This window comes from Streptomyces sp. NPDC058279, from assembly GCF_042881255.1.
Taxonomy (GTDB): domain Bacteria; phylum Actinomycetota; class Actinomycetes; order Streptomycetales; family Streptomycetaceae; genus Streptomyces.
Map to the genome: position 1 here is coordinate 945,457 of NZ_JBHVYA010000001.1, position 24,658 is coordinate 970,114.

28 protein-coding genes are annotated in these 24,658 nt (G+C 72.4%); 12 read left to right on the forward strand and 16 right to left on the reverse strand.

Annotation, left to right across the window (positions count from 1 at the left end; genetic code table 11):
* The first annotated feature begins 106 nt into the window (after window positions 1-106).
* The 3 genes from ACFVXJ_RS04550 (at window position 107) to lnt (ending at window position 2,438) form a co-directional block, all read left to right on the forward strand.
* Window positions 107-283, forward strand: coding sequence for a hypothetical protein (locus ACFVXJ_RS04550; RefSeq protein WP_190186999.1), 177 nt, complete (start codon window positions 107-109; stop codon window positions 281-283).
* Between the two features lie 91 nt (window positions 284-374).
* Window positions 375-842: a nuclear transport factor 2 family protein gene (locus ACFVXJ_RS04555; protein WP_389658419.1), complete on the forward strand. Its 468-nt coding sequence runs from the start codon at window positions 375-377 to the stop codon at window positions 840-842.
* Between the two features lie 39 nt (window positions 843-881).
* Window positions 882-2,438: an apolipoprotein N-acyltransferase gene (lnt, locus tag ACFVXJ_RS04560; RefSeq protein ID WP_389658422.1), complete on the forward strand. Its 1,557-nt coding sequence runs from the start codon at window positions 882-884 to the stop codon at window positions 2,436-2,438.
* Here the strand turns inward: lnt and ACFVXJ_RS04565 are convergent.
* Window positions 2,383-3,288 carry a Gfo/Idh/MocA family protein gene (locus tag ACFVXJ_RS04565; protein WP_389658425.1) on the reverse strand — a complete coding sequence of 302 codons (906 nt, stop codon included), beginning with the start codon at window positions 3,286-3,288 and terminating at the stop codon, window positions 2,383-2,385. The genes lnt and ACFVXJ_RS04565 overlap by 56 nt on opposite strands.
* A gap of 84 nt (window positions 3,289-3,372) precedes the next feature.
* Between ACFVXJ_RS04565 and ACFVXJ_RS04570 the strand changes: the two genes are divergently transcribed.
* Both ACFVXJ_RS04570 and ACFVXJ_RS04575 read left to right on the forward strand, forming a co-directional pair.
* Entirely contained in the window at window positions 3,373-3,894 is a 522-nt protein-coding gene (locus ACFVXJ_RS04570; protein ID WP_361315110.1) for a DinB family protein, read from the forward strand.
* Window positions 3,895-4,035: 141 nt separating this feature from the next.
* Complete coding sequence (locus ACFVXJ_RS04575; protein ID WP_389658428.1) at window positions 4,036-4,566, forward strand: hypothetical protein; 531 nt, start codon at window positions 4,036-4,038, stop codon at window positions 4,564-4,566.
* Window positions 4,567-4,630: 64 nt separating this feature from the next.
* On the opposite strand, the gene ACFVXJ_RS04580 is transcribed toward ACFVXJ_RS04575, so the two are convergent.
* The 8 genes from ACFVXJ_RS04580 to ACFVXJ_RS04615 all read right to left on the reverse strand — a co-directional run bounded on the left by ACFVXJ_RS04580 (window position 4,631) and on the right by ACFVXJ_RS04615 (window position 11,406).
* The gene (locus tag ACFVXJ_RS04580) at window positions 4,631-5,173 is read right to left on the reverse strand and encodes a hypothetical protein (protein WP_389658431.1); all 543 of its coding nucleotides are present in this window, start codon (window positions 5,171-5,173) and stop codon (window positions 4,631-4,633) included.
* A gap of 94 nt (window positions 5,174-5,267) precedes the next feature.
* The gene (locus tag ACFVXJ_RS04585; protein WP_361315220.1) at window positions 5,268-5,936 is read right to left on the reverse strand and encodes a uracil-DNA glycosylase; all 669 of its coding nucleotides are present in this window, start codon (window positions 5,934-5,936) and stop codon (window positions 5,268-5,270) included.
* A gap of 125 nt (window positions 5,937-6,061) precedes the next feature.
* Window positions 6,062-7,642 (reverse strand): ABC transporter substrate-binding protein, encoded by a 1,581-nt coding sequence (locus tag ACFVXJ_RS04590; RefSeq protein WP_389658434.1) that lies wholly within the window; start codon window positions 7,640-7,642, stop codon window positions 6,062-6,064.
* 152 nt (window positions 7,643-7,794) lie between these two features.
* On the reverse strand, window positions 7,795-8,559 hold the full coding sequence (locus ACFVXJ_RS04595; protein ID WP_389658437.1) for an SDR family oxidoreductase: 765 nt from the start codon (window positions 8,557-8,559) through the stop codon (window positions 7,795-7,797).
* A gap of 53 nt (window positions 8,560-8,612) precedes the next feature.
* On the reverse strand, window positions 8,613-9,374 hold the full coding sequence (fabG, locus tag ACFVXJ_RS04600; protein WP_361315122.1) for a 3-oxoacyl-ACP reductase FabG: 762 nt from the start codon (window positions 9,372-9,374) through the stop codon (window positions 8,613-8,615).
* A gap of 155 nt (window positions 9,375-9,529) precedes the next feature.
* Complete coding sequence (locus ACFVXJ_RS04605; protein ID WP_389658440.1) at window positions 9,530-9,913, reverse strand: DUF3037 domain-containing protein; 384 nt, start codon at window positions 9,911-9,913, stop codon at window positions 9,530-9,532.
* Window positions 9,910-10,755 (reverse strand): HipA family kinase, encoded by an 846-nt coding sequence (locus ACFVXJ_RS04610; protein WP_389658443.1) that lies wholly within the window; start codon window positions 10,753-10,755, stop codon window positions 9,910-9,912. The genes ACFVXJ_RS04605 and ACFVXJ_RS04610 overlap by 4 nt, the downstream gene beginning before the upstream one ends.
* Before the next feature lie 18 nt (window positions 10,756-10,773).
* Complete coding sequence (locus tag ACFVXJ_RS04615) at window positions 10,774-11,406, reverse strand: cysteine hydrolase (RefSeq protein WP_389658446.1); 633 nt, start codon at window positions 11,404-11,406, stop codon at window positions 10,774-10,776.
* 76 nt (window positions 11,407-11,482) lie between these two features.
* Here ACFVXJ_RS04615 and ACFVXJ_RS04620 point away from each other — a divergent pair, with 76 nt between their 5' ends.
* The gene (locus ACFVXJ_RS04620; RefSeq protein WP_389658449.1) at window positions 11,483-11,941 is read left to right on the forward strand and encodes a pyridoxamine 5'-phosphate oxidase family protein; all 459 of its coding nucleotides are present in this window, start codon (window positions 11,483-11,485) and stop codon (window positions 11,939-11,941) included.
* Between the two features lie 28 nt (window positions 11,942-11,969).
* On the opposite strand, the gene ACFVXJ_RS04625 is transcribed toward ACFVXJ_RS04620, so the two are convergent.
* Complete coding sequence (locus ACFVXJ_RS04625; RefSeq protein WP_389658452.1) at window positions 11,970-12,869, reverse strand: LysR family transcriptional regulator; 900 nt, start codon at window positions 12,867-12,869, stop codon at window positions 11,970-11,972.
* Between the two features lie 73 nt (window positions 12,870-12,942).
* Here ACFVXJ_RS04625 and ACFVXJ_RS04630 point away from each other — a divergent pair, with 73 nt between their 5' ends.
* The gene (locus ACFVXJ_RS04630; RefSeq protein WP_389658455.1) at window positions 12,943-13,893 is read left to right on the forward strand and encodes a DMT family transporter; all 951 of its coding nucleotides are present in this window, start codon (window positions 12,943-12,945) and stop codon (window positions 13,891-13,893) included.
* 209 nt (window positions 13,894-14,102) lie between these two features.
* Here the strand turns inward: ACFVXJ_RS04630 and ACFVXJ_RS04635 are convergent, their stop codons facing one another.
* Window positions 14,103-15,437 carry an aminotransferase class I/II-fold pyridoxal phosphate-dependent enzyme gene (locus ACFVXJ_RS04635; protein ID WP_389658458.1) on the reverse strand — a complete coding sequence of 445 codons (1,335 nt, stop codon included), beginning with the start codon at window positions 15,435-15,437 and terminating at the stop codon, window positions 14,103-14,105.
* Window positions 15,438-15,474: 37 nt separating this feature from the next.
* Between ACFVXJ_RS04635 and ACFVXJ_RS04640 the strand changes: the two genes are divergently transcribed.
* The gene (locus tag ACFVXJ_RS04640; RefSeq protein ID WP_389658461.1) at window positions 15,475-16,197 is read left to right on the forward strand and encodes a pyridoxamine 5'-phosphate oxidase family protein; all 723 of its coding nucleotides are present in this window, start codon (window positions 15,475-15,477) and stop codon (window positions 16,195-16,197) included.
* Here ACFVXJ_RS04640 and ACFVXJ_RS04645 read toward each other — a convergent pair.
* Window positions 16,179-17,138 carry a DMT family transporter gene (locus tag ACFVXJ_RS04645; RefSeq protein WP_389658464.1) on the reverse strand — a complete coding sequence of 320 codons (960 nt, stop codon included), beginning with the start codon at window positions 17,136-17,138 and terminating at the stop codon, window positions 16,179-16,181. The genes ACFVXJ_RS04640 and ACFVXJ_RS04645 overlap by 19 nt on opposite strands.
* Window positions 17,139-17,305: 167 nt before the next feature.
* The gene (locus ACFVXJ_RS04650; RefSeq protein WP_389658467.1) at window positions 17,306-18,262 is read right to left on the reverse strand and encodes a DMT family transporter; all 957 of its coding nucleotides are present in this window, start codon (window positions 18,260-18,262) and stop codon (window positions 17,306-17,308) included.
* A gap of 169 nt (window positions 18,263-18,431) precedes the next feature.
* On the opposite strand from ACFVXJ_RS04650, the gene ACFVXJ_RS04655 reads away from it, so the two are divergent.
* Complete coding sequence (locus ACFVXJ_RS04655) at window positions 18,432-18,860, forward strand: SRPBCC family protein (RefSeq protein ID WP_389658470.1); 429 nt, start codon at window positions 18,432-18,434, stop codon at window positions 18,858-18,860.
* A 111-nt stretch (window positions 18,861-18,971) separates the two neighbouring features.
* On the opposite strand, the gene ACFVXJ_RS04660 is transcribed toward ACFVXJ_RS04655, so the two are convergent.
* Window positions 18,972-19,592 carry a PadR family transcriptional regulator gene (locus ACFVXJ_RS04660; protein WP_389658473.1) on the reverse strand — a complete coding sequence of 207 codons (621 nt, stop codon included), beginning with the start codon at window positions 19,590-19,592 and terminating at the stop codon, window positions 18,972-18,974.
* 217 nt (window positions 19,593-19,809) lie between these two features.
* Between ACFVXJ_RS04660 and ACFVXJ_RS04665 the strand changes: the two genes are divergently transcribed.
* Complete coding sequence (locus ACFVXJ_RS04665) at window positions 19,810-20,628, forward strand: PhzF family phenazine biosynthesis protein (RefSeq protein WP_389658476.1); 819 nt, start codon at window positions 19,810-19,812, stop codon at window positions 20,626-20,628.
* A 4-nt stretch (window positions 20,629-20,632) separates the two neighbouring features.
* On the opposite strand, the gene ACFVXJ_RS04670 is transcribed toward ACFVXJ_RS04665, so the two are convergent.
* A complete protein-coding gene (locus tag ACFVXJ_RS04670; protein ID WP_389658643.1) occupies window positions 20,633-21,430 on the reverse strand; it encodes a CPBP family intramembrane glutamic endopeptidase in 798 nt (265 codons plus the stop codon).
* Window positions 21,431-21,518: 88 nt separating this feature from the next.
* The gene (locus ACFVXJ_RS04675) at window positions 21,519-23,054 is read right to left on the reverse strand and encodes a glutamate-cysteine ligase family protein (protein ID WP_389658479.1); all 1,536 of its coding nucleotides are present in this window, start codon (window positions 23,052-23,054) and stop codon (window positions 21,519-21,521) included.
* Window positions 23,055-23,549: 495 nt separating this feature from the next.
* Here ACFVXJ_RS04675 and ACFVXJ_RS04680 point away from each other — a divergent pair, with 495 nt between their 5' ends.
* Both ACFVXJ_RS04680 and ACFVXJ_RS04685 read left to right on the forward strand, forming a co-directional pair.
* Window positions 23,550-24,170, forward strand: a complete 621-nt coding sequence (locus ACFVXJ_RS04680) for a hypothetical protein (protein WP_389658482.1) — start codon at window positions 23,550-23,552, stop codon at window positions 24,168-24,170.
* A gap of 284 nt (window positions 24,171-24,454) precedes the next feature.
* Window positions 24,455-24,643, forward strand: coding sequence for a DUF5999 family protein (locus ACFVXJ_RS04685; protein WP_361315160.1), 189 nt, complete (start codon window positions 24,455-24,457; stop codon window positions 24,641-24,643).
* The last annotated feature ends 15 nt before the right edge of the window (window positions 24,644-24,658 follow it).

Sequence of the window (24,658 nt, forward strand, 5' to 3'; positions counted from 1 at the left end):
GTTTCGCGTGAATCGGAGGCCGTCCGGGAACGTTCCCGGACGGCCTCCGCGTCGTTGTGCCTGTAAAGAGACGAGAGACCTGAGAGCAAGCAGCAGGGGGTGTCCCATGCGCCGAGTGGTGTTGGAGCGTTTTCCGGCCGGAAGTCCGAGGGGAAGCTGGCCGGCCGAGGAGTACGCGGCCCAGCGGATGCGGGAGGGTGTGCCCGCCGAGGTGGTGATGGACCTGGACAGTGACGCCTTCCTGGTCGTCGTGCGCCAGCGGGAGGCGCATTCCGGCCGCTGACGGACCGGCCGGGAGCAGCTGCGACGGGCCGGCCGGGTCACGTTCGCGCACGCCCCTTGGCCTCGCGGCCGGGCGCCCGCACACTGACCCGATGACGCAGCGTGTGGATCTCGCGACCGTGCTGGACCGGCTGGCGATCGACGAGGTGGTGTCGGGGTACGCGATGGCCGTCGACGACGGCGACTGGGACGCCTACCGGGCCCTCTTCACCCCGGACGGGCGGGCGGACTACCGGTCCGCGGGCGGCGTGGAGGGCCCGGCCGGGGAGGTCGCGCGGTGGCTCGCGCGGACCATGACCCTGTTCCCCGTACGCCAGCACCTGATCGTCAACCGGCTGGTCCGGCTGGAGGTCACCGACGGCGCCCCCGGCGACACGGCGCAGGTGAGGGCCGATTTCCTCAACCCCATGCGGCTGGCCGACGCCGGGTCCGACCCGGCGGTCACCGTCCCCAACTTCGTCGCCGCGGGCCGCTATGCCTTCGCCCTGGCCCGCACGCGCGATGGCTGGCGGCTCTCCGGGGTAACCGTGCACGAGAAGTGGCGGCACCCGGCGGGCTGAAGCGGCCCGGTCGTCCCACACTGGAAGCGGAGGCGCCTGATGGTCCCGGAGCACAACGGGTGGTGGCGTGCGGCCGCCGCGGTCGCCGCGGGGGCGCTGCCCGCGCTCGCCTTCCCCGCTCCCGCGCTCTGGTGGTTCGCCTACGTCGCCCTCGTGCCCTGGATGCTGCTGCTGAGGTCCGCCCCCTCCGGGCGGCGCGCGGCCGTGGAGGGTTGGCTCGGCGGGACCGGGTTCGTCTTCGCCGTCCACCACTGGCTGCTGCCCAGCCTGCACGTATTCCTCTTCCTGCTGTCGGCCTTGCTCGGCGTGCTGTGGATGCCCTGGGCACTGCTCGTACGGGAACTGCTCGGCGGGGTCGCGACGGCCGGTCGGGCGGGGGCGGCGCTGGTGCTCCTACCGGCGGGTTGGTTGCTGCCGGAGCTGGTGCGGTCCTGGCAGGGGCTGGGCGGCCCCTGGGGGCTGCTCGGGGCCAGTCAGTGGCAGGTGCCGCCCGCGCTGCTGCTGGCGTCGGCGGGGGGTGTGTGGCTGGTGAGCCTGCTGGTGGTGGCGGTGAACTGTGCGCTGGCGCTGCTGGTCGCGGTGCCGGGGGCACGGGTGCCCGCGGTGGCGGGAATGACGGGGTGTGCGTTGCTGACGGGGGCGGTGTGGTTGTGGGCGCCGCGTCCGGAGGTGTCGGGCGGGTTGCGCGTGGCGGTCGTACAGCCGGGGCTGGTCGCGGACGGTCCGGACAGCGCGGAGCGGCGGTTCGCGGTCGGGGAGCGGCTGACCCTGGAGCTGGCGGAGCGGCCGGCCGACCGGCGCCCGGACCTGGTGGTGTGGGGCGAGAGCAGCGTCGGGGAGGACCTGACGGCCCGGCCGGACCTCGCCCGGCGGCTCGCGGCGCTGTCGGCGCGGGTGGGCGCCCCGCTGTTGGTCAACGTGGACGCCCGGCGCAGTGATCGGCCCGGGATTTACAAGAGTTCCCTGCTGATCGGCCCGGAAGGGCCGACCGGCGAGCGGTACGACAAGATGCGGCTGGTGCCGTTCGGCGAGTACATACCGGCCAGGGCCCTGCTCGGCTGGGTCACCTCGGTCGGCAAGGCGGCGGGCGAGAACCGCAGGCGCGGGGACACCGCCGCCCTGATGGCGCTGCCGGACCGGCCCGGGGTGCGGCTGGGCCCGCTGATCTGCTTCGAGTCCGCCTTCCCCGACATGAGCCGGCGGCTCACCCGCGACGGGGCCGAGCTGCTCGTCACCCAGTCGTCGACCTCCAGCTTCCAGGACGGTTGGGCGCCGGCCCAGCACGCTTCGCTGGCCGCCCTGCGGGCCGCGGAGGACGGTCGACCGGTGGTGCACGCCACCCTGACCGGGATCAGCGAGGTACACGGCCCGTCCGGGGAGCGGGTCGGGCCGGCGCTGCCCACCTCGGCGAGCACGGCGGCCGTGTACGAGGTTCCGCTCGCCCGGGGCACCACGCTCTACGTGCGCTTCGGGGACTGGCCGGTGGGCGCGGCCCTCGCCGCCCTGGCCGCGTACTGCGCGGCGCGGGCGGCGAGTTCGCTCAGGCGGCCTGCTCCAGAGCCGAGCGCACCACCCGCTCGCACAGCTCATGGGTGAGCAGGGCGTCGCGGGCGCTGAGGACCCGGCCCGCGCCGACGGCTTCCAGGAAGGTGTCCACCACCTGTTCGATCCCCCGCTGGCGGGCGACCGGCACCCAGTCGCCGCGTCGGCGCACGGTCGGCTGGCCGCGGTGGTCGATGACCTCGGCGAGGTTGACGACCTGGCGCTTGGTGTCCTGCCCGGACACCTCCAGGATCTCCTCCGTCGAGCCGGAGAGGCGGTTCATGACGCCGAGCGCGGTGAATCCGTCGCCGGACAGCTGGAGGACCACCTGGTGCATCAGCCCCTCGCGCACCACGGCCCGCACGTCGACGTGGTCGGCCTCGCCGGGCAGCAGGAAGCGCAGGGTGTCGACGACGTGGATGAAGTCGTCCAGGACCAGGGTGCGCGGGTCCTCGGGGAGGCCCACCCGGTTCTTCTGCATGATGATCAGCTCGCGCGGGTGGTCGGCGCACTGCGCGTAGCCGGGTGCGTGACGGCGGTTGAAGCCCACGGCGAGGGACACCCCGCGCGCCTCGGCCAGTTCGACGAGCGCCCGCGACTCCGCGAGTTCGTAGGCCAGGGGCTTGTCCACGTAGGTCGGTACGCCCGCCTCCAGCAGCCGGGTCACGATCTCGGGATGGGCGGTGGTGGGCGCGTGGACGAAAGCGGCGTCCATGCCTTGGGCGATGAGCGCGTCGAGGGTGGCGTGGCGGCGTTCGGCGGGGACGTGGTGGATGTCGCCGATCCGCCGCAGGGTTTCGGGGGTTCGGGTCTGCAGGTGCAGCTCGACGTCGGGGCGGGTGGTGAGGACGGGCAGGTACGCCTTGCGGGCGATGTCGCCGAGTCCGATGACGCCGACCTTCACCGGGTACCTCCTGGTTGCTTCCTTGTGGGACGCTGGCAGCTTAATCCCTGGTGACAGGGGCCGCGTTCGCCGAAGATGAGCGGCATGACCAGTTCTGGATCACACCGTGACGAGCCGTCCACCACCGCGAACGAGCGGGAGATGCTGGACGGCTGGCTCGACTACCACCGTTCGACCCTCGCCTGGAAGTGCGAGGGCCTCAAGGAGGAGCAGTTGCGCAGCACTCCGCTCGCGCCGTCCGAGCTGAGCCTGCTCGGCCTGGTACGCCACATGGCGGAGGTGGAGCGCTACTGGTTCCGGGAGATCATGCTCGGCGCGGACCTGCCGGAGCTGTACTCCACGCGCGAAGACCCGGACGGCGACTTCCACTTCACCGCCGACGACACCTGGGCCGAGTCCGAGGAAGTCTGGCAGACGGAGGTCGAGCTGGCCCGGCAGGCCGCCGCGGGCCGGTCCCTGGACCTGCTGTCGGAGCCCGAGAGCCACCACCGCGGCGAGGTGTTCAGCCTGCGCTGGGTCTACACCCACATGATCGAGGAGTACGCGCGCCACAACGGTCACGCGGACCTGTTGCGCGAGCACATCGACGGCGCCACGGGCGACTAGTGCTGTGGCCCTGGGGGTCCGGGCCCGGGCCCCAGGCCGGGCGTCAACCTGGGGCGCTCCGGCGGCCGGCCGTCACCCGTGCGGGGGCAATATCCGCTCCGGGTTTTCGCAACGGGGTCCCCGCACAGCAGAGTTGCGCGGGTGCATCCAACCCGAACCACGACAAAACTGCTGCTCGGAGTGGCCTGTGCCGTCTCGGCCGTCTCCGGCTGTGTGAATGTGAGCCCCACCGCGACGCAGCCCGCGGCGGGAAGCTCCAGCGGGCAGCCGCCCCGGCACGAGCCGCGCGGCGGGCCGGGGGCCGTACCGGTGGTGGTCCAGGCCCCCGCGCTGGAGGCGCTGAAGGCGGCGCCGCGGGAGTCCGCGCACCCGGCGGCTTCGGGAGCCTCCCGCCTGCCCGCCCCGCGCCCGTCGGGCCGGGCCGCCGCGGGCGCGCAGGAGGCCGCGCCGCCCCTCATCGACATCCCGGAGCCCCGACGACCCGCGGGGGCGGCCCCGCGGCATTCCGGGGCCGTGCCCGACGCCTCCGGGCACGAGGCGGAGGTCGGCCGCGAGGTGGTGCGGGAGCTGCCGGTCCGCCCGGCCGACGTGTGCGCCCTCGGGCGGCGCCACGGCCGCTGGCATCCGGACAGCCCGGAGGCCCGGATCTGCGCCGGCGTCCACGGCGGCTGACGCCGTACGGGGGCGCCCGCCAGGGCAGAACAGGGCAGGCCAGGTACGCGGGTGCCCGGCCGGGCTACGGGCCCTGCTCGGGGAACGGCCGGGCCCGGCCGGCCCGGTCCGCGTCGAGCCGCCGCTCCAGCCGGGCGATGGCGGCCCGCACCCCGTTGCCGTAGCCGTCGTCGGCCAGCGCGCCCGCGGCGGCCCGGGCCCGCGCGAGGTGGGCCCGGGCGGCCTCGGGGCGGCGCAGCTTCACGTAGTCGGCGGCCAGGCTCAGGTGCAGCGACGGGTAGAACACCCGGACCGCCTGCTGCGGCTCCCGCCGTGGGGGCGGCCCGTCCGCGATCCCCTCGACCGCCATCCCCTCGGCGGCGTTCCCCTCGGCCGCGCTCAGGGCCCGCAGGTCCCACGCCAGTTCCTCGGCGGGGTCGTCCTGGGCGTCGGCCATGTAGTGCGCGAGGGTGCAGCGATGGAGCAGGTGGCCGCCCTCCCCGATCTCGGACCAGATCTCGCCCAGCCGGTTGCGGGCCTCCTCGCGGTCACCGGCGTGCAGCAGGATGACCGCCTGGCCGATCCTGGTCATGACGGCGTCCTCCGACGCCCCCCGCTGCTCCGTCAACGCGACCTCCGACTGCTCCGCCAGACCTGCTCCGGTCTGATCATCAAGACGCTAACCGGAGCAACCGGCTCAGAGACCGAGGCGCGGTGTGGCGTCAGCCCAGGTCCGGAATGCGCCAGTCGATCGGCTCATGGCCCTGCGCGGCGACGGCCTCGTTGATCTGCGTGAAGGGCCGGGAGCCGAAGAACTTCTTGGCCGACAGCGGGGAGGGGTGCGCGCCCTTGACGATCACGTGCCGCTCCTCGTCGATGAGCGGGATCTTCTTCTGGGCGTAGGCGCCCCAGAGGACGAAGACGACCGGGTCGGGGCGGGCGGAGACGGCGCGGATCACCGCGTCCGTGAACTTCTCCCAGCCCTTGCCCTTGTGGGAGTTGGGCTCGGCCTCGCGGACGGTGAGTACCGCGTTGAGCAGCAGGACACCCTGCTCGGCCCACGGCATCAGGTACCCGTTGTCGGGGATGGGGAGGCCGAGCTCCTCCTTCATCTCCTTGTAGATGTTGCGGAGCGACGGCGGGGTCTTGACCCCGGGACGCACGGAGAAGCACAGGCCGTGGCCCTGACCCGCGCCGTGGTAGGGGTCCTGGCCGAGCACCAGCACCTTCACCTTGTCGAACGGTGTGGCGTCCAGGGCGGCGAATACCTGCTCGTGGGGCGGGTAGACCGGCCCGTTGGCCCGCTCCTTCTCGACGAACTCCAGGAGCTCTTTGAAGTAGGGCTGGTCCAGCTCCCCGCCGATCGCGGGGAGCCAGGACTCGGGCAGCATCTGACTCACGTCTACATCCTCCGGTACAGGTCCGTGCAACTGCTTGGTGCGACTGGATCCGAACCTACCCGGAGGCACTGACAACGCCTCATCCGCCCGTGCGGGACCCGTCCCGTGGGGCCGGGCTACCAGCTGGTCTTGCGGTACAGCTCCCACATCTGCATGACGGTCTGCGGGTCCAGCGCCCGCTCGGCGCCCGCGACGTCGTCGCGCGCCGCCACGTACAGCTTGCCCTGCCACAGCGGCAGCAGCCGGACGTCCTGCGCGAAGGTCTGCTGGGCCTGCTCGAACTCCTTGACGCCCGCCGAGCGGTCGCTCTCGCGGCGGGACTTGGGGAGCAGGTCGTTCAGGATGTCGGCCGGCTCGTACGGCGTACCGACCGCGTTCTCCTTGCCGACGAACGGCGCGATGAAGTTGTCCGGGTCCGGGAAGTCGGGGAACCAGCCTCGACCGAAGACGGGGAACTCGCCGTTCTTGTAGCCGTCCTGGAACTCGACCCAGGGCTTGCTGCGCAGGGTGATCTTGAAGAGGCCGCTCTCGTCCAGCTGGCGCTTGATCTCGGTGAACTCGTCCGCCGTGGAGGAGCCGTAGCGGTCGGTGGTGTACCAGAAGGTCAGCTCGACGGGCTGGGTGACGCCCGCGTCCCGGAGGGTCTTCTTGGCCTTCTCGACGCTGGGCTGCCCGTACATGTCGTAGAACGGCGTCTTGTGTCCCAGGACACCCTTGGGGACCATCGAGTACAGCGGTTCGGCCGTGCCCTGGTAGACCTTGCTGACGAGGGCGCCGCGGTCGATGATCTGGGCGATCGCCTGGCGCACGGCCGGCTTGGCGACCTGCGGGTCCTTGGGGTTGAAGACCAGGTAGCGGATCTCGGAGCCGACGTTGTCGACGACCTGGACGCCCTTGTCGTGCGAGGCGGGGGTCTGGAGGTCCTTGATCTCGGCGGCGGAGAGGCCACGGTAGGTGGCGTCGATCTCCTTGTCCTTGAGCGCCGCGACCATCTTCTTGGAGTCCGTGAAGTAGCGGATGGTCACGGAGTCGTTGCGCCGGTTGGCGAAGCCTGCGTAGCTGTCGTTGCGGCCGAGGACGGCCTCGCCGTCCTTGTACGACGTCAGGACGTACGGGCCGGAACCGGTGGTCTTGCCGTCCTTGCGGACCTTGTCGGCGGGGTACTCGCCGGGCGGCACGAGGGAGGCGGCCGGCGAGCCGAGCACGTAGGGGAAGGTCGCGTCGGGGGTCTTCAGGTGGAAGACGACGGTCAACGCGTCCGGGGTCTCGATCTTGTCCAGGCTGCCGAACAGGTCCTTCGGACCGGTCTTGGCGCCGATCGTCTGGATGCGGTCCAGGGAGTGCTTGACGGCCTTGGCGTCGAGGGCCTCGCCGTTGGAGAACTTCAGGCCCTTGCGCAGCGTGCAGCGGTAGGACTCGTTGGCGGAGTCGGTGAACTCGCAGCTCTGCGCGGCGTCCGGCTCGGGCTTGGTGCTGCCGGTGGGGAAGGCCAGCAGGGTCTGGTAGATGTTCCGGTACAGCTCCCAGGAGCCGTCCCAGGCCGCCGCCGGGTCGAGGGTGCTCGGCTTGCTCGTCGTACCGACCACGATCGGCTTCTTGTCGGCACCGCTGTCATCGGAAAGCAGACCGCATCCGGCGAGCAGGGATATGGACGCAAGGGCTGCAGTGATCTGCAGGCATCTGGTCCGGTTGAACACGTGCACGCTCCTCGATCAGCCAGGGGTGCGGCAGACCCTACCGCAGTGCCTCACGAATCCAATGGGCAGGTTTGGTGAGGCACTTGACCGATTTCATGCACATTCGATACGCATTTGCCTCCCTTTAGGAGGCAAATGCGTCCGGTTACCGGTCAGTGCACTCCGGCATTGAGGAACATCCCCCCGTCGACGACGAGAGTTTGCCCCGTGATCCATTCCGCTTGTGCAGATGTAAGAAACGCGGCGGCCCCTCCGATGTCCTCCGGGACGCCGAGCCGGCCGAGCGGATAGGCGGCCGACGCCTCCTGCTCGCGCCCCTCGTACAGGGCCTGCGCGAATTTGGTCTTGACCACCGCGGGCGCGATCGCGTTGACCCGGACCCCCGGCGCCATCTCGTGCGCGAGCTGGAGGGTCAGGTTGACCATGGCGGCCTTGCTCATCCCGTACGCGCCGATGAAGGGCGAGGCGGAGATTCCCGCGATGGAGGCGATGTTCACGATCGCGCCGCCGTTCTCCTTCTGCCAGGCGTGCCAGGTGCGCTGGGCGAAGCCCAGCGCCGAGATCACGTTGGTCTCGAAGACCTTGCGCGCCACGCCGAGGTCGAGGTCCGCGATCGGTCCGAAGACGGGATTGGTTCCCGCGTTGTTGATCAGGAAGTCCACCCGCCCGAAGGCTTCCATCGTGCGCTCCACGGCGAGGGCCTGGTGGGTCTCGTCGTGCGCCTTGCCGGGCACGCCGATCACCCGGTCCGCCCCGAGGGCCTCGACGGCCTCCTTGAGGGCGTCCTCGTTGCGTCCCGTGATGCAGACCCGGTCGCCGCGGGCGACCAGCGCCTCGGCGATGCCGTAGCCGATGCCCCGGCTCGCCCCCGTGATCAGGGCGACCTTGCCGCTGTCCGTTCCTTCGTACGTCGTCATCGCGCCGTGCCTCTCCTCGATTGCCGTGCCTCGCGTCGGTTGCCGGACCCCGGTCAGTTGAGCGGGCCGCCCGCCACGTACAGGACCTGGCCGGAGACGAAGCCGGCGGCCTCGCCGGTGAAGAAGGCGATGGCGTTGGCGATGTCGTCGGGGCGGCCCACGCGCTGCACGGGGATCTGGGTGGCGGCGGCGGCCTGGAACTCCTCGAAGCCCATGCCGACGCGGGCGGCGGTCTGGGCGGTCATCTCGGTGACGATGAAGCCGGGGGCCACGGCGTTGGCGGTGACGCCGAACTTGCCGAGTTCGACGGCCAGCGTCTTGGTGAAGCCCTGGAGGCCGGCCTTGGCGGCGGAGTAGTTGGCCTGGCCGCGGTTGCCCAGCGCCGAGCTGCTGGAGAGGTTGACGATGCGGCCGAACTTGGCCTCCACCATGTACTTCTGACAGGCCCGGGCCATCAGGAACGCACCGCGCAGGTGCACGTTCATGACGGTGTCCCAGTCGGTGTCGCTCATCTTGAAGAGCAGGTTGTCCCGGAGCACACCCGCGTTGTTGACGAGGACGGTCGGCGCGCCGAGCGTGTTCGCGACGCGCTCGACCGCGGCCTCCACCTGTGCGCTGTCCGAGACGTCGCAGCCGACCGCGAGGGCCGTGCCGCCCGCCGCCGTGATCGCCTCCACGGTGTCCTTGCAGGCGGCCTCGTCGAGGTCGAGCACCGCGACCGCACGGCCTTCGGCGGCCAGGCGCACGGCGGTGGCCGCGCCGATGCCCCGGGCCGCTCCGGTCACGATCGCTACACGCTGCTCGGTGGTGGACATGCTGGGTCTCCTCGCGCTCGGAATCCTCTGGAGCGGTGTCTCACGGGTGAGCAACCGCTTAGTAGCTTCAGCTGAGGAGACGCTAGGAGCCCTGGCACCCGGTGTCAACGGCACCGGGCCCCAGGGCCCCAGGTCGTACGGATACTCGTCCGCGTTCAGCGCACCAGCAGGTCGAGCAGTCGCTCCACCTCGGCCTCCGGGTCGGCCGTGAGCCCCGTGTGGACGGGGCCCGGCTGCACGACGGTGCTGCGCGGCGCGATCAGCCACCGGAACCGGCGCCCGGGATCGTCGCCCGCCGCCTGACCGGCGCGCTCCCCGCCGCGGCAGAGCCCCTCGACGGCGTGCAGGGCGGCCCGTACGCCCGCCACGTCGGCGCCGGGGTCCAGGGCGCGGAGCTTGGCCTCGTCGAGATGGGTGCGCGCGGCGACGTAGGACTTCGCCCGGCAGTAGACGATCACGCCGGCGTTGAAACACTCGCCGCGCTCCACGCGGGGCACCACACGCACCAGCGCGTACTCGAACACGTCCCGCTTGATCACTCGTTGTCGCTCTTCTTCTTGGTCTGGTGGGGCCATTCGGGCAGGTGGTCGGTCAGCCAGCCCGGCGGCTTGGACGGGGCCTTCACCTCTGCCTCCATCGAGATCCTCTCGTGGATCGTGGCCGCGCGCGTCAGCAGCGCCTCCACGTAGGCCAGCCGCAGGGCGTCGGTCGAGTCGAAGCCGGGCTCGTCGACCAGCCACTCGTCGGGGACGTCGGCGGCGACCTCGGTGAGCAGTTCCCGCGTGACCAGCGGCGCGAGCACCTCGGCGGCGGCCGCGATGTCCGGGCCGAAGGGCGCCAGTACGTGGTCGGAGGCGTTGTAGGGCTTCGCGGCGGCGCTCGGGGCGGTGGGCCAGTTGTGGTGCCAGATCATGGTGGCGCCGTGGTCGATGAGCCAGACGTCCCCGTGCCAGACCAGCATGTTGGGGTTGCGCCACGACCGGTCGACGTTGTTGATCAGGGCGTCGAACCACACCACTCGACCGGCCTCGACCGGGTCCACCTGGTACGCGAGCGGGTCGAAGCCGATCGAGCCGGGCAGGTAGTCCATGCCGAGGTTCAGCCCGCCGCTGGCCTTGAGCAGCTCCTGCACCTCCTGGTCGGGCTCGCCGAGCCCGATGACGGGATCGAGCTGCATCCGCACCAGCCTCGGGACCCGCAGCCCCAGCCGCTGACCCAGGAGGCCGCAGATGACCTCGGCGACCAGGGTCTTGCGGCCCTGGCCGGCTCCGGTGAACTTCATGACGTAGGTCCCGAGATCGTCGGCCTCGACGATCCCCGGGAGCGAGCCGCCCTCACGCAGGGGCGTGACGTAACGGGTCGCGATCACTTCGGACAGCATCCGCCCAGGTTACGGGGGTCAGCGCGGGGGATCCCACTCGTTAAGGAGGGCTTCGGTCGTGGTGACGGTCGCGACGAGGGACAGGGAGTTGCGGATCACCTCGTCGGTGTAGGCGGCGGGCACTCCGCAGACGGCGTCCGAGGGCACCACGACCCGGTAGCCGAGGTTCACGGCGTCGAAGACGGTGTTGGGGATCGCGATGTTGGACGAGACGCCGGTGACGACCAGGGTGCGGACGCCGAGGTTGCGCAGCAGGGGGTCGAGGTCGGTCCCGGCCATCGGCGACAGGCCGTGCAGCCGGCGCACGATCAGGTCCCGCTCGGCCACCTCGATGGGCGGGGCCACTTCCACCGCCCGCGTTCCGGACAGTTGGCGCACCGGCAGTCGCCCGGCGGCCCGGAAGAGCCGGGCGTTGGTGTTGGCCGCGAGGCCGTCCGGGCGTCGTTCGGCGACCGCGTGCACCACCTGCACGCCGGACCGGTGGGCGGCGGCGACCAGGGCGGCCACCCGGTCCAGCATCCCGGAGTCCCGCGCCTCCCCGGCCAGTTCGGGCAGGGCGCTCTCGTCGCCGACCACGCCGTTCTGGCATTCGACGGTGAGGAGGGCGGTGGTCGCGGTATCGGGTGCGGGTGCGGGTGCGGGTTCCGGCATGGCTCCCCCTGGCGTGACGGCCGAAGAGCCCGCATGATTCCTGACACACAGTCAGATGTGAAGGGGCACGGGACATATGGACGGGACACAGCGGCGGGGCCGGCGCATCATGATGACCGACGAGGAGGTGGACGTCTTCCTGCGCGAGCAGCGCACGTGTCGGGTGGCCACGGTCTCCCCCGATGGGCGCCCGCACGTGGGCGCCCTGTGGTTCGCCTGGGACGGCCGGTCGCTGTGGCTGTACTCGATCACGCGCAGCCGCCGCTGGTCGGACCTGCGCGCGGACCCGCGGATGTCGGTGGTCGTGGACGCGGGCGAGGCGTACGACGAACTGCGCGGGGTCGAGCTCTCGGGCGACGCCGTGTTCGTGGGCGAGGCTCCCCGCACGGGCGAGCCCTGCCCGGAACTGGCGGAGCCGGAGCGCCTGTTCCCGGCCAAGAACTTCGGCATCTCGGAGATGCCGCACGACGGCCGGCACGCCTGGATCCGGCTCACTCCGGACTCGGTCGTCTCCTGGGACTTCCGCAAGCTGTAGGCCGGCCGGTGCCGCGGGCCGGTGGCGCTCAGAGGGCGAGGGCGGCCGTCCGCAGGGCCTCCACGGCGGCCCGGATCGAGGGCCGCCGGTCGGCATCGGCGCGCCAGACCACGTACACGTGACGCTGGACGGCGTCCCGGACGGGCAGCAGCCGGACCCCCTCGGGCATCGGCCCGCGCCCGAGCCGCGGCGTGACGCACACCCCCAGGCCGGCTTCGACGAAGGCCAGTTGGGTGTGGTGCTCCTCGGCGATGTGCGCGACGCGGGGCTCGATGCCCATGCCGCGCAGGGTGAACACCAGCCACTCGTGGCAGAACTGGCCCTCGTTCCAGGAGATCCACTCGTCGGCGGCGAAGTCCGCGAGGGCGACCTCGCTCCGCCCGGCCAGCGGGTGCCCGGCCGGGACCGCGACGTCACAGGAGTCGTCGAGCAGGTGCGCGCGGGTCAGTTCGGCGGGCACCGGCATCCGCTTGTTGTACCAGTCGATGGCCAGCGCCATGTCGAGGTCGCCGCGCACGACGGCCGCCATCGCCTCCTCGGGCTCCTGCTCCCGGACCCGCGGGCGCAGTTCGGGGTGGTCGTCGCGCAGCGCGGACAGGGCCGGCGGCAGCAGGCCGCGCATCGCGGTCGGGAAGGCGCCGATGCTTAGTTCCCCGACGGCGCAGCCGCGCCGGGCCTCGACATCGGCCTGCGCGAGTTCGACCTGCGAGATGATCCGCGCCGCGTGACCGGCGAGCAGCCGTCCCGCGTCGGTGAGCCGGACCCCGCGCCCGTTCTTGGCCAGCAGGGGTTGCCCGACCTCGCGCTCCAGCTTGGCCATCTGCTGGGAGACCGCGGAGGTGGTGACGTGCAGGCCGTCCGCCGCGCCGCTGACCGATCCGTGGCGGGCGAGGGCGTCCAGGGTGCGCAGGCGCTCCAGGTTCAACATGTAAGCGATGCTACGGGGTCTTGGCCACAAAATCTCGCTTGTTCTAATCGTTCTCAGGCACCAGGGTGAACGCATGAGCGCACCCGCCACCACCAGGTCCGTCCCGACCACCACCCTCTCCCCCGCCCGCGGCACCCGCACCCTCGACTGGCGCATGCGGTTCGCCGTCCTCTCGGTGATCTGGGGCTTCAGCTTCCTCCTGATCAAGGTGGGCACCGACGGCTACGCGCCGTTCCACGTGGCCTTCGGGCGGGTCCTGTGCGGGGCGCTCGCCCTCCTGGCGGTGTTGCTGGTCCGCCGCGAGCCGCTCCCCCGCGGCCGGCGCACCTGGGCGCACCTGACGGTGAGCGCGCTGCTGCTCAACACCGCGCCGTTCTCGCTGTTCGCCTTCGCCGAGCAGAGCATCCCGTCCGGCCTGGCGGGCATCTGCAACGCCACGTCGCCGTTGTGGGGCATGGTGCTGTCGCTCGTGGCGCTGTCCGAGGACCGGCCGACCAGGCGCCGCTTCGCGGGGCTGGGGCTCGGCTTCCTGGGGGTCCTGACCGTGCTCGGCGCCTGGCAGGGCTTCTCCGGCGTCGACGCCAAGGGCGCCGCCCTCGCCCTGCTGGCCTCGCTCTGCTACCCGATCGGCTGGATCTACGTCCGCCGCACCCTGGCCGGCACGCCGGGCTCGCCGGTGGCGATGACCGGCGCCCAGCTCATCGTCTCGGCGCTCCAACTGCTCCTGGTGAGCGCGCTGTTCACTTCCGCGCCCAGCGGCTTCCCGCTCTGGCCCACCCTGGCGGTGGTGGCCCTGGGCGCCCTCGGCACGGGCACGGCCCTGCAGATGCAGTACGGCCTGGTGGCGGAGGTCGGCCCGACCACCGCGCAGATGGTCACGTACTTCGTCCCGGTCATCGCCACCACGGCCGGCGTGCTCGTCCTCGGCGAGCAGCTGCACTGGAACACCCCGGTCGGCGCGGCCGTCGTCCTCGCGGGCGCCGCCCTCACCCAGGCCCGACCCTCGGTCCGCGGGGCCGCCTGACGGCTACCGCGGTCCGGGCGACCACCACGACGCCCGGGGGCACATGAACGGCACCGTCTTCCTGCTGACGCCGGGCCCGGCCGGAGCCCTTCCCGGCGGCCGGCCCGTCCTGAACGTACGGGGATCGGCCGCCTCGCCGCCTCCCGGCGAGAGGCAGGGCGCACCCGCCCCCCGCCCGCGCACCCGCCCACACCCGGGCCCGCGCCGCGTCACGCGTAGCGCACCCCCACGGGCCCCGGCCGCACCGCCGCCGCCACCGCGTCGGCCAGGCCCGGCAGTTCGGCGGGCCCTACCCCGGACACCGTCACCCGCACCCCGGGGCCGCTCTCCACCCGGAACCGCGCCCCCGGGGCGACGGCCCACCCGGAGCCCAGCAGCCGCGTCACCGTCCCCGTCTCGTCGGCGACGGGCACCCACACGTTCATCCCGCTGCGCCCCCGGGCCGCTACCCCGCGCTCCGCGAGCGCCGTGACCAGGCCGTCCCGCCGCTCCCCGTAGGACCGGGCCACCGCCGCGGGGTCGACCGCGCCGGAGGACCACAGCTCCACCACCGCGTACTGGAGCAGTCGGCTCACCCACCCCGGCCCCAGTCGCTGCCTGCCGCGCACCCGGTCCATCGTCACCGCGTCGCCGGTCAGCACCGCGAGCCGCAGGTCGGGGCCGTACGCCTTCGCCGTCGAGCGGATTAGCGCCCAGTGCCGGGTCACCCCGCCCAGGCAGTGCAACGGCAGGTCCACGATGCCGTGGCCGTGGTCGTCGTCCAGGACCAGCACCCCGGGATGGCGGGACAGCAGGGCGCGCAGCTCCGCCGCCCGGGCCCCGCCGACCGCGGCGCCCGTGGGGTTCTGCGCCCGGGACGTCACCACCAGCGCCCGCGCGCCGGCCGCCAGGACCCGCGCCACCGCCTCCGGCCGCGGCCCCTCGTCATCCAGCTCCACCGGCAGCACCCGCAGCCCCAGGGCCGCCGCCAGATCCAGCACACTGCCCCAACCCGGGTCCTCCACCGCCACCGCGTCCCCGGGCCGCAGGTGCGCGGCCAACACCCGCTCGATGCCGTCCAGCGCGCCCGAGGTCACCGCCATCGCTCCGGGCGGCACCCCGTCCGCGTCGAAGCCGGCCCGGGCCAGCCGGGCGAGTTCCGGCGCGACCGGGTCGTCCCCGTACAGCGTCGGCGCCTTCGCGTACCGGCCGGCCGCGGCGGCGAGGGCGCCGTCCAGCGGGGGCAGCAGCGCCACGTCGGGGTTGCCCGAGGCGGCGTCCCGGGCACCGTCCGGGACCACCGCGCGCAGTTCGTCGCGGGGCGCGCTCGCGGGTCGGGCCCGTACGCGACTGCCGCGCCGGCCGTCCGTCTCGATGACCCCGCGTTCGCGCAGGGTCCGGTACGCGGCGGCGACGGTGTTGGGGTTCACCCCCAGCACGCCCGCCAGCTCCCGCATCGGCGGCAGCAGCGCTCCGGGCGCGAGCGCGCCCGATCCGATGCCCGCCTCGACGCTGGCCGCGATGTCCGATGCGCGACGCCCGATGATCCGATACTCTCCTAGCACAAACAAGATTATGCACTAGTACAACGGAGTTCGCACCATGAGCGTCACGCCCGTCACCGAGCCGACCGACCAGCCGACCGACCCGGCGACCACGGACGCCGCACCCACCGACTCGTACGCCCCCACCCCGCGCACCGTCCCGACCCGCTCCAAGGAACGGGCCCGCTACGACCGCGAGACGGTCCACTCGATACTCGACCAGACCTACCTGTGCCACCTCGGCTTCGTCCGCGACGGCGCGCCGGTGGTACTGCCGACCCTCTTCGGCCGGGTGGGCGAACGGCTCTACCTGCACGGCTCGACGGGCTCCCGCCCGCTGCTCGCCGCCGGCACGACCGACCCCGGACTGCCCGTGTGTGTGACCGTCACGCACGTCGACGGCCTGGTGCTGGCGCGTTCCGCCTTCCACCACTCGATCAACTACCGCTCCGTGGTGGTACACGGCACCGCGTACCAGGTCACCGACGAGGAAGAGCGCCGCATGGCGCTCGACGCCCTGGTCGACCACGTCGTCCCCGGCCGTTCCGCCGACTCCCGCCCGGCCAACGCCAAGGAACTCGCGGCCACGGCGGTGATCCGCCTGGACCTCGACGAGGTGTCGGCGAAGCTCCGTACCGGCGGCCCGAACGACGACGCCGAGGACCTGGGCCTGCCCTTCTGGTCGGGCGTGGTCCCGGTCGCCCCGGCGTACGGAGCCCCGGTCCCGGCCGCCGACCTGGCCCCCGGCATCGCCGTCCCCGGTTACCTCGCCGCGCTCTGAGCCAAGGGGGCGGGCCGGACCTCTTCCGGCCCGCCCGCCGGCCGCCGCGACTCGGCGACGATCAGCGCCCCGACCGCCGTCAACAGCAGTACGGTGCCCAGCACCACCGCGCCGGTCAGCCGCTCACCGAGCAGCAGGACGGCGATCACCGCGGCGCTCACCGGCTCGATCAGCATGATCACGGACACCGTCGCGGCCCGCACCGCCGCGGCGCCCGTGAAGTACAGGGCGTAGGCCAGCGCCGTCGGCACCACGGCGACGTAGACCAGCAGCCACCCCACCCGGGCCGGCTCGGCGGTGTGCGGAAGCAACCCCTCCGCCACCGCGAGCGGCAGCAGGCACACCGCGCCCACCCCCACCGACCAGGCGGTGGTGACGAGCGGGTCCCCGCCCGCCCCGCGCCGCCCCAGCCACCGGGCGCGCAGGGTCATCCCCGCGTAGCCCGCCGCCGACAACAGCGCCCAGCCGACACCGGCCGGCCGCACCTCACCGCCGCCGCTGCCCAGCACCAGAACGGCGAGGCCGGCCAGCGCCCCGCCGACCGCCGCGGCCCCGCCCCGGCCGAGCCGCTCGCCCATCCAGTACCGCGCGCCGAGCGCGATCAGCACGGGCCCGGCGCCCAGGGTGACCACGGTGCCGACCGCCAGGCCCGTCTCCCGCACGGCGCCGAAGTACGCGGCCTGGAAAACGGTAAACATCAGACCGGTGCCGATCAGGGACCGGACGGAAGGACGGGGCGCACGACCGGGGCGGCGGCGTACGGCGAGCACCCCCGCCAGGACCACGAGGCCGCCCGCGCTCCGCCAGAACGAGAGGGCGAGCGGGCCGAGGTCACTGGTCAGGAAGAGGAGCGAGGCGGCCGCCCCGGCGGTGCCCCAGGCGGCTCCGGCGACGACGAGGTACAGCAGACTGCGCCCGGAAGCGGGCGAATGGTTCGACACAGGTGTCTCCGCGCATGCGTGAAGGATGAGAAGAACGGGTCATCGCTTCGCGGGCAGCGCGAGCCCGCCCGGGTCACTCCCCGGGCCGGGTCTGTTCGCGTGAGGGCCGCCCGCGCTACGCGGCGGCGGGAGGCGGAAGCACTGCGGTCGTAGGCACGATCGCCACCTTAGACATGCGTCGCCTCGCGGTCCACCGCGGCCGGCTCGGGGGCCGCCGGCGGTGTGGGGCGCGAGGACTGCGCGATGAAGGCCCCGCCCAGGACGAGCGCGCCGCCCAGCGTCTGCCAGGTGGAGAGGTGCTCGCCCAGGAGCACCCAGGCGAGCACGGTGGCGACGACCGCCTCCAGGCAGGCCACGACGCCCGCCACCTGTGGCGACAGCTTGCGCACGGAGACGACCCCGGTGACGTACGCGAACACGGTGGCGACCAGCACCACGAAGGCGAGCAGGATCGCCGCCGGTACGGTCATGTCGCCCATGACCGCGTCACCGGCCAGCACCTGCCAGTCGATCCGCCACGGCCGCGCGATCACGGTCATGACCAGGGTTCCGACGAGCATGCCGAACGCGATCACGCCGAGCGGGTCCGGCACGTCGCCCTCGCCGCTGCCCTGGTCGGCGAAGACGAAGTAGCAGGCTTGGCAGCAGGCGGCGGCGAGGCCGAGCAGCACACCGAGCAGGTCCAGGCTGAGCCCGGCCCAGATCTCCACGACGCAGGCCAGGCCGGCGACGGCCACCGTCGCGCCGGCCGCGGCGGCCCGGGTCACCGGCTTGCGCTGGACGAACCGGATGTAGCCGAGGAGCAGGCACGGCCCCAGGTACTCCAGCAGCAGGGCGACACCGACCGGGATGCGCGAGAGGGAGGCGAAGTAGAAGGCCTGCACACCGGCGACGGCTATGAGTCCGAAGCCCGCCAGCAGGAGCGGTTTGCGCCGCACCAGGTCGCGGTGGCGCCAGGCCAGCGGGGACATCACCAGGGCCGCCCCGGCCACCCTGAGCCACACCATGTGGAGCGGGTCCAGACCCGCCTCGATCAGCGGCTTCGCCGCGACCCCGGAACCGCCGAACGCACACGCCGAGACGAGGGCGAGGCCCAGTCCGGCGTTCTTCCCTGACGCTTGCATGGGGTCATCATGGCAGGGCCGGACAGGAGTATCACCCGGGTGACACCTGTTGAGACGGACCCCGGGGCAGGGCCGACGACCCGGCCATTTCTGACAGGTCGTCAGTATTGAATGTTCCGGCCACCGGGACTACGTTCCGCGCACGTACCCGACGAGAAGGGGTGGTCGCATGGCCGAAGTCACCGCGGAATCACGCATCGAGGCGCCCGCCGCGAAGGTCTGGGCGCAGTTGACGGACTGGGACGCCTACGGCCGGTGGAGCATGACCCACACCGACTTCCCGAAGGGCGGCCCGACGAGCCTCGCGCTCGGCTCCACCTTCACCGAGAACATGAAGATGATGGGCTTCCCGGCCGAGGTGCTGTGGACCGTCTCGGAGCTGGAGGACGAACGCCTCTTCGCCATCACCGGCAAGGGCCCGATGGGCGTGGCCGTCCTCACCCGCTACACCCTCGTCCCGGACGGCGGCGCCACCACCGTCCGCATCGACGGCGAGTTCACCGGGGCCGCCGTCTCGCTGATGGCGGGCAAGCTCAAGGACTCCGCGACCGCCGCCCTGAACGAGTCGCTGCGCAGGCTCGCGGCGCTGGTCGCCTGACCTCTCCGCAGACACGGCCGCACCCGCCCGGCCGCCGGGCACACACGTCGGCGCGCCCCCACGAGTCTCTCGTGGGGGCGCGCGGCCGTGTGTGCGGGAGGTGCGGCCGACTCAGTGCTCGTCGGCGAGGATGAGGTAGAGCTTCTTGCGGGCGTCGTTGATGACCGCGAGTGCCTTCTCGCGCTGCTCGGGCGTGCCGGCCTTGAAGACCTGCCCGAACGCCTCCATCAGGCCGATCCCGGCCGTCCGGACCTCGTGCATCGCCTCGAAGTCGAAGCCCCGGCCCGCCTCGGCCCAGGGGGCCGACGGGCCCGACTCGGCCTCGGCGCGGCCGGCGTCGGTGAGCGTGAACAGCTTCTTGCCGCCGTCGCTCTCACTGGTGATGAGGCCCTCGTCCTCAAGCAGCTGGAGGGTCGGGTAGACCGAGCCCGGGCTGGGCTTCCACGCCCCGCCGCTGCGCTCGACGATCTCCTGGATCATCTCGTAGCCGTGCATCGGCCGGTCGGCGAGCAGCGCCAGGATCGAGGCGCGCACATCGCCGCGGCGGGCGCGGCCGCGCGGTCCGCCGCGTCCGCCGCGTCCACCGAAGGCGCCGCCGCCGAAGGGCGGTCCGAACGGGCCGAAGGCGGCGCGCCGCCCCTTGAACTCCTCCCGACGGTCAGGGCCGCAGTGCCCGTGACCCCGTCCGTGCTCGTGGCCGTGGTCATGTCCGTGCTGTCCGTGTGAACGCATGACTGCGCTCCTTTCTCATCGGGGATGTCGATACCGATTGATCTTGATGTCGATCGTCGCGATCGACCCTCGGACCCGAGGTGCGGGCTCCGATGTCTCTACTATCGTTGACTACTCGCGATGCGTCAACGATATATCGGAAACTGTTCGCCGACAGAGCCAGTCACCGCGTATTGGCCTTGGCCGACGATCAAGGACCGGCCCTACGGTCGAGGGCATGCGCATCCGAATCGTCGACGCCTTCACCGACCGCCCCTTCGGCGGCAACCCCGCCGGAGTGCTGCTCCTCGACGGCGGGTTCCCCCCGGACCACTGGCTCCGGCAGGTCGCGGCCGAGGTCAACCTCTCCGAGACCGCCTTCGCCCACCCCCTGCCGCCCGGCGGGGACGCCGACTGGGCGCTGCGCTGGTTCACTCCGGCCACCGAGGTCGACATGTGCGGCCACGCCACCCTCGCCACGGCCCACGTCCTCGCGACGAACGGCCTCGCGAACGGCCTGATCCGCTTCGCCACGCGCAGCGGTGTGCTGACGGCACTGGCCGACGAGGACGGCCGGATCACCATGGACTTCCCGACGTCCTCGCTCACCCCGGTCGAGACGCCCGTCGACGTGGAGCGCGCCCTCGGCGCCGCCGCCCGGTCAGTGCACGACACGTCCCCGCACATCGGGGACCTGGTGGTCGAGCTGGCCGACGAACGGACCGTACGGGACCTCGCGCCCGACCACGCCGCCCTGCGCGCCTACGCCCGCCGCGGCGTGATCGTCACCGCGGCCGCCGAGGACCCCGCCCGCGGGTACGACTTCGTCTCCCGGGGATTCTTCCCGGCCGTCGGGATCGCCGAGGACCCGGTCACCGGCAGCGCCCACACCGCGCTCGCCCCGTTCTGGGCCGCCCGGCTGGGCCGCACCGAACTCGTCGGCCGCCAGGGCGGGACGCGCACCGGACTCGTCACCGTCCGGCTCGCCGGTGACCGTACGCTCCTGACCGGCGACGCCGTCACGGTCCTGGACGGGGAGTTGCACCCCCGTCCCTGACGCGTCAGGGCGTCGGCAGCCAGGAGACGTGGCCCGCCAGCAGCGCGTACCCGCCGAAGGCCACGATGTCGAGCAGCGCGTGGGCGACGACCAGCGGGGCCACCCGGCCCCAACGGCGGTAGGCCAGGACGAAGACGACGCCCATCACCACGTTGCCGAGGAAGCCGCCGACGCCCTGGTACAGGTGGTAGGAACCGCGCAGCACCGAGCTGGCCACCAGCGCCGCCGTCGGGGACCAGCCGAGCCCGTCCAGCCGCCGCAGCAGGTACGCCAGCACGATGATCTCCTCCACCACCGCGTTCTGCACGGCGGAGAGGATCAGCACCGGGAACTTCCACCACACGTCCGGCAGGGCCTCGGGCACCACCGTCAGGTTGAAACCGGCGGCCCGCGACGCCAGGTAGAACGCGAGCCCCGCGCTCCCGATCCCGGCGGCGACGAGCGCGCCGCGGGCCAGGTCCCAGCCGGGCCGGGTGCGGTCGAAGCCGAGCACCCGCAGGCCCGGCGCGCCTTCGCGGGTCAGCAGGTGGGCGACGAGCAGCACGGGAACCAGCGCGGTCGCGATGCCGAACAGTTGCCAGGCCAGGTCCAGCCAGGGCCGCCCGGGAGCGTAGGAGCCGTTGAGGGTGGCGGCCTGGTGCCTGAGGCCGCCCGGCTTGGTGAGCGAGCCGATGAAACTGATCAGCGCGGAGACCGCGCTCGCGCCCAGGGAGAGCGCGAGCACCAGCAGCGTCTCGGTCCGCAGGTACCCGCGGCCGTCCTCCCGCCGACCCTCGGCCACCGGCTCCGGCTCCACCCGCACGTGCGACTCCCGTCCCGCCGTCCCGTTGTCCGCCACGATCCCCATACTGCCTCGTGGACGGGGCCGCGGACGCACCGGACCCGGCGGGTCAGCGGCCGATCGCCGCCGTGGCGTCCGTCTCCCGCTCCGGGAGCCCGACCGGCCAGGTGTGCACCGGGTCTCCCCGGTGCATCAGCTCGCTGTACCGCCGGGTCGTCGCGGCGAGCGCGGCGCCGCGCTCCAGCCCGCCCGCGAGCGCCTGGTGGTAGGTGTCGACCTGCCAGGTCGCGCCGTTCACCCGGCGCCTGCACCGCTCCTCGATGATCCCGAGGTACCGGTCCCGGTCGGCGGGGGCGATGCCCCAGGCGTCCAGGCCCGCCGCCGCCATGGGCAGCAGTTCGTCCAGTACCAGGCGCACCGCGGGCACGCTCGCCAGGCCCGCGCCCCGACCCCGGCGCGGCCAGTGCAGCCGCGCGTCGATCCCGTACCTGCAGGCCGCGTCGAAGTTGGCCTCGGCCTCCGCGAAGGGCAGTCGGGTCCACACCGGACGCGGCTCGTCCGCGAGGGTCCGTACCAGGCCGTAGTAGAAGGCCGCGTTGGCGACGACGTCGACCACCGTCGGTCCTGCGGGCAGCACCCGGTTCTCGACCCGCAGGTGCGGCACCCCGTCGGCCACCCCGTACACGGGCCTGTTCCAGCGGTAGACCGTCCCGTTGTGCAGCACCAGCTCCTGGAGGCTCGGCACCCCGCCCTCGGCCAACACCCGCAGGGGTTCCTCCTCGTCGCAGATCGGCAGCAGCGCGGGGAAGTAGCGGACGTTCTCCTCGAAGAGTTCGTACGCCGACTCCACCCACCTCTCCCCGAACCAGGTGCGCGGCCGCACGCCCTGCGCCTGGAGCTCCGGCGGCCGGGTGTCGGTGGCCTGGGTGAACAGCGGCGGTCGGGACTCGCGCCACAGCTCCCGGCCGAACAGGAACGGGGAGTTGGCGCCGACGGCGATCTGTACGGCGGTCACGGCCTGCGCCGCGTTCCACACGTCCGCGAACCGGCCCGGGGTCACCTGCAGGTGCAGTTGGACGGAGGTGCAGGCCGCTTCCGGCACGATCGAGCCGGTGGTCCAGGTGACCCGCTCGACCCCCTCGATGTCGAGGGTGAAGTCCTCGCCCCGCATCATCAGGATCTGTTCGTTGAGCAGCGAGTAGCGGTCCACCGCCGAGAGGTTGGCCGGCGCCAGGTCCGAGCGCGAGATCGTCGGCAGGATCCCGATCATCACCACGCCCGCGTCGATCTCCGCGGCCTGCCGGTGGGCGTAGTGCAGTCCCGCGCTCAGTTCCTCGGCGAGCTGGTCGAAAACGCGGCCCTCCAGCCGGTGCGGAAGGACGTTGACCTCCAGGTTGAACATTCCGAGCTCCGTCTGGAAATCGGGGCTCGCTATCCGTTCCAGGACCTGCGCATTCACCATTTTCGGCAACCCGTCGGCACCCGCGAGATTCAATTCGATCTCCAGCCCCATCATGTTCTTGGGGCGATCGAACCTCTGCTCTGCCAGAAGTCGCTCCAGACCCTCCAGGCACTCGCGCAGCTTCCTTCGGTACCGCTGCCGATCGGACAGGTCGAATCCGCCTGCCACGACCTTCTCCCCCATCGAGGTGTCCCTCCCTCAAGTGGCCCGGCCCACAGCACCCGGGCGCGCGTTACGGTCGATGATGCCCAGGCCGCGAGATCGCTAACGCCGAGGGGGCGTGCGTGGCGGGGAGCGCGCGCCGGTTTGGCGCGAAGGGCGCTTCGGCACATTCACCCGGCAAGTCCACCCCCGCAAATTCAGCGTCGACTTTGCCCATTCCGGATAACCGGTGCTTTCCAGCCGAGCCCCCGTCCGGTAACCTCCGAGGTCAGCGCTGCATGTTCGTGTGGAACCGGCATGTACGTCAGGTCAGCGGGACCGGTAAACGCCTTGTCGGCAATAGCCGGGACAGCTAGCCGAAACATCGCGTGAACACATGTCGTATAAACTCCGCAAACGAGGCAGAGAGTTGGCGCGCGGCCATTGCCCCACAGCCCACCTCTGACCCCAGAATGCGACAGCGCCGTCAGCACCTTCTCCCGTAGCACCGGTCTCCCAAGTGAGAGGCGACCCACCATGCCGCTGCATGTCCCTCCGGCTCCCGCGCCCGCCCTGCGCAGCGTCCTCGCGGCACTCGGTTCCCCCACCGCCGTCAACGAGGCACACACCCCTTCCCTGCGCGCCCTTCACGGGCCGGTCACCGCCGAACTCCCGCTCCCGGTCCACGTGCTCGACCGGTTGCACGCCTCGGCGCCGACACCCGGCGGCAGGCCGCCCCGTACGCGGCTGACGGGCTGGCGGTTCCTGATCCGCAGCGGCGACCGGTTCGTCGCGGCCGCCGACACCCGCCTCACCGCCGACGGCTGGGCCTTCTCGCACTTCTTCGAGGGCCCCTACGTCGCCGCGACGGAACGCGCGCTGCGCCAGGCGGAGTCGCTCGGCCAGGGCTACCAGCCGCGCCTGCTGTCCGTACCGGAGCTGTACATGCTGACGCTGTGGCTGCACGGGGCCGTCAACGCGGACGCCTCGGCCGGTCTGCTCGCCGCCGCCGACCTGCTGGTGCCCTTGGCCCCCGCGCCGCCCGGGATCGCCGCCTACCGGCCGCACACCGTGTCCGAACTGCTGCCCGTCATGACCCACCGACTCAGGCGCACGGCGCCGCCCACACCGCCGCCGGTGGCCGCTCCGGCGGCCTGACCTGCACGCTTCCACCGGTATGGCCCGAGTGGCCCATGCGGCGTAGCCCGCTTGGGCCGGCCGGAACCACCCCGATCGGCAGGGGAGTTGGCTGAACCGCCCGCACGAGTGATGCGTCATCAATCTATGAGGACGGCTGCCGGGAAATCCCTGCGAAGCAGCCCTCATGGGGGAAGACTGACGACACGCTCCCCGCCTGCGCGGGGAGGAGACACAGGGGGACGGCCATGAACCACGCATCGAGCCGTAGCACGCAGACCACACCGCAGCGAAAGAACGCATCCATGTGCCAGCACCAGCCTGCCTGCCCGTCATCAGACTCCGCCGACCGGGAGGCCGCGCGCCCGGTGGCCAACCACCCGGAACAGGGCTGGAGCCTGCTGTGCAACGGCGTCCTGCTCTTCGAGGACACCGGTGAGCTGCTGCCGGACGGTCAGATCATCGCCCCGCACCGCCCGCTCGCGGTCGCGTAGCCAGCGCGCACACGA

Excerpts from the sequence above, each read along its gene's own strand:
- fabG (WP_361315122.1), bottom strand. The coding sequence starts at position 9,374 with ATGTCCACCACCGAGCAGCGTGTAGCGATCGTGACCGGAGCGGCCCGG.
- ACFVXJ_RS04630 (WP_389658455.1), top strand. The coding sequence starts at position 12,943 with ATGAGCGCACCCGCCACCACCAGGTCCGTCCCGACCACCACCCTCTCC.
- ACFVXJ_RS04585 (WP_361315220.1), bottom strand. The coding sequence starts at position 5,936 with ATGCTGCCCGAGTCCTGGCTCCCCGCGATCGGCGGGGAGCTGGACCAG.
- ACFVXJ_RS04660 (WP_389658473.1), bottom strand. The coding sequence starts at position 19,592 with ATGCGTTCACACGGACAGCACGGACATGACCACGGCCACGAGCACGGA.
- ACFVXJ_RS04615 (WP_389658446.1), bottom strand. The coding sequence starts at position 11,406 with ATGCCGGAACCCGCACCCGCACCCGCACCCGATACCGCGACCACCGCC.
- ACFVXJ_RS04550 (WP_190186999.1), top strand. The coding sequence starts at position 107 with ATGCGCCGAGTGGTGTTGGAGCGTTTTCCGGCCGGAAGTCCGAGGGGA.
- ACFVXJ_RS04675 (WP_389658479.1), bottom strand. The coding sequence starts at position 23,054 with ATGGGGGAGAAGGTCGTGGCAGGCGGATTCGACCTGTCCGATCGGCAG.
- ACFVXJ_RS04555 (WP_389658419.1), top strand. The coding sequence starts at position 375 with ATGACGCAGCGTGTGGATCTCGCGACCGTGCTGGACCGGCTGGCGATC.
- ACFVXJ_RS04570 (WP_361315110.1), top strand. The coding sequence starts at position 3,373 with ATGACCAGTTCTGGATCACACCGTGACGAGCCGTCCACCACCGCGAAC.
- ACFVXJ_RS04685 (WP_361315160.1), top strand. The coding sequence starts at position 24,455 with ATGTGCCAGCACCAGCCTGCCTGCCCGTCATCAGACTCCGCCGACCGG.
- ACFVXJ_RS04655 (WP_389658470.1), top strand. The coding sequence starts at position 18,432 with ATGGCCGAAGTCACCGCGGAATCACGCATCGAGGCGCCCGCCGCGAAG.
- ACFVXJ_RS04620 (WP_389658449.1), top strand. The coding sequence starts at position 11,483 with ATGGACGGGACACAGCGGCGGGGCCGGCGCATCATGATGACCGACGAG.
- ACFVXJ_RS04610 (WP_389658443.1), bottom strand. The coding sequence starts at position 10,755 with ATGCTGTCCGAAGTGATCGCGACCCGTTACGTCACGCCCCTGCGTGAG.
- ACFVXJ_RS04650 (WP_389658467.1), bottom strand. The coding sequence starts at position 18,262 with ATGCAAGCGTCAGGGAAGAACGCCGGACTGGGCCTCGCCCTCGTCTCG.
- ACFVXJ_RS04595 (WP_389658437.1), bottom strand. The coding sequence starts at position 8,559 with ATGACGACGTACGAAGGAACGGACAGCGGCAAGGTCGCCCTGATCACG.
- lnt (WP_389658422.1), top strand. The coding sequence starts at position 882 with ATGGTCCCGGAGCACAACGGGTGGTGGCGTGCGGCCGCCGCGGTCGCC.
- ACFVXJ_RS04680 (WP_389658482.1), top strand. The coding sequence starts at position 23,550 with ATGCCGCTGCATGTCCCTCCGGCTCCCGCGCCCGCCCTGCGCAGCGTC.
- ACFVXJ_RS04640 (WP_389658461.1), top strand. The coding sequence starts at position 15,475 with ATGAGCGTCACGCCCGTCACCGAGCCGACCGACCAGCCGACCGACCCG.
- ACFVXJ_RS04665 (WP_389658476.1), top strand. The coding sequence starts at position 19,810 with ATGCGCATCCGAATCGTCGACGCCTTCACCGACCGCCCCTTCGGCGGC.
- ACFVXJ_RS04625 (WP_389658452.1), bottom strand. The coding sequence starts at position 12,869 with ATGTTGAACCTGGAGCGCCTGCGCACCCTGGACGCCCTCGCCCGCCAC.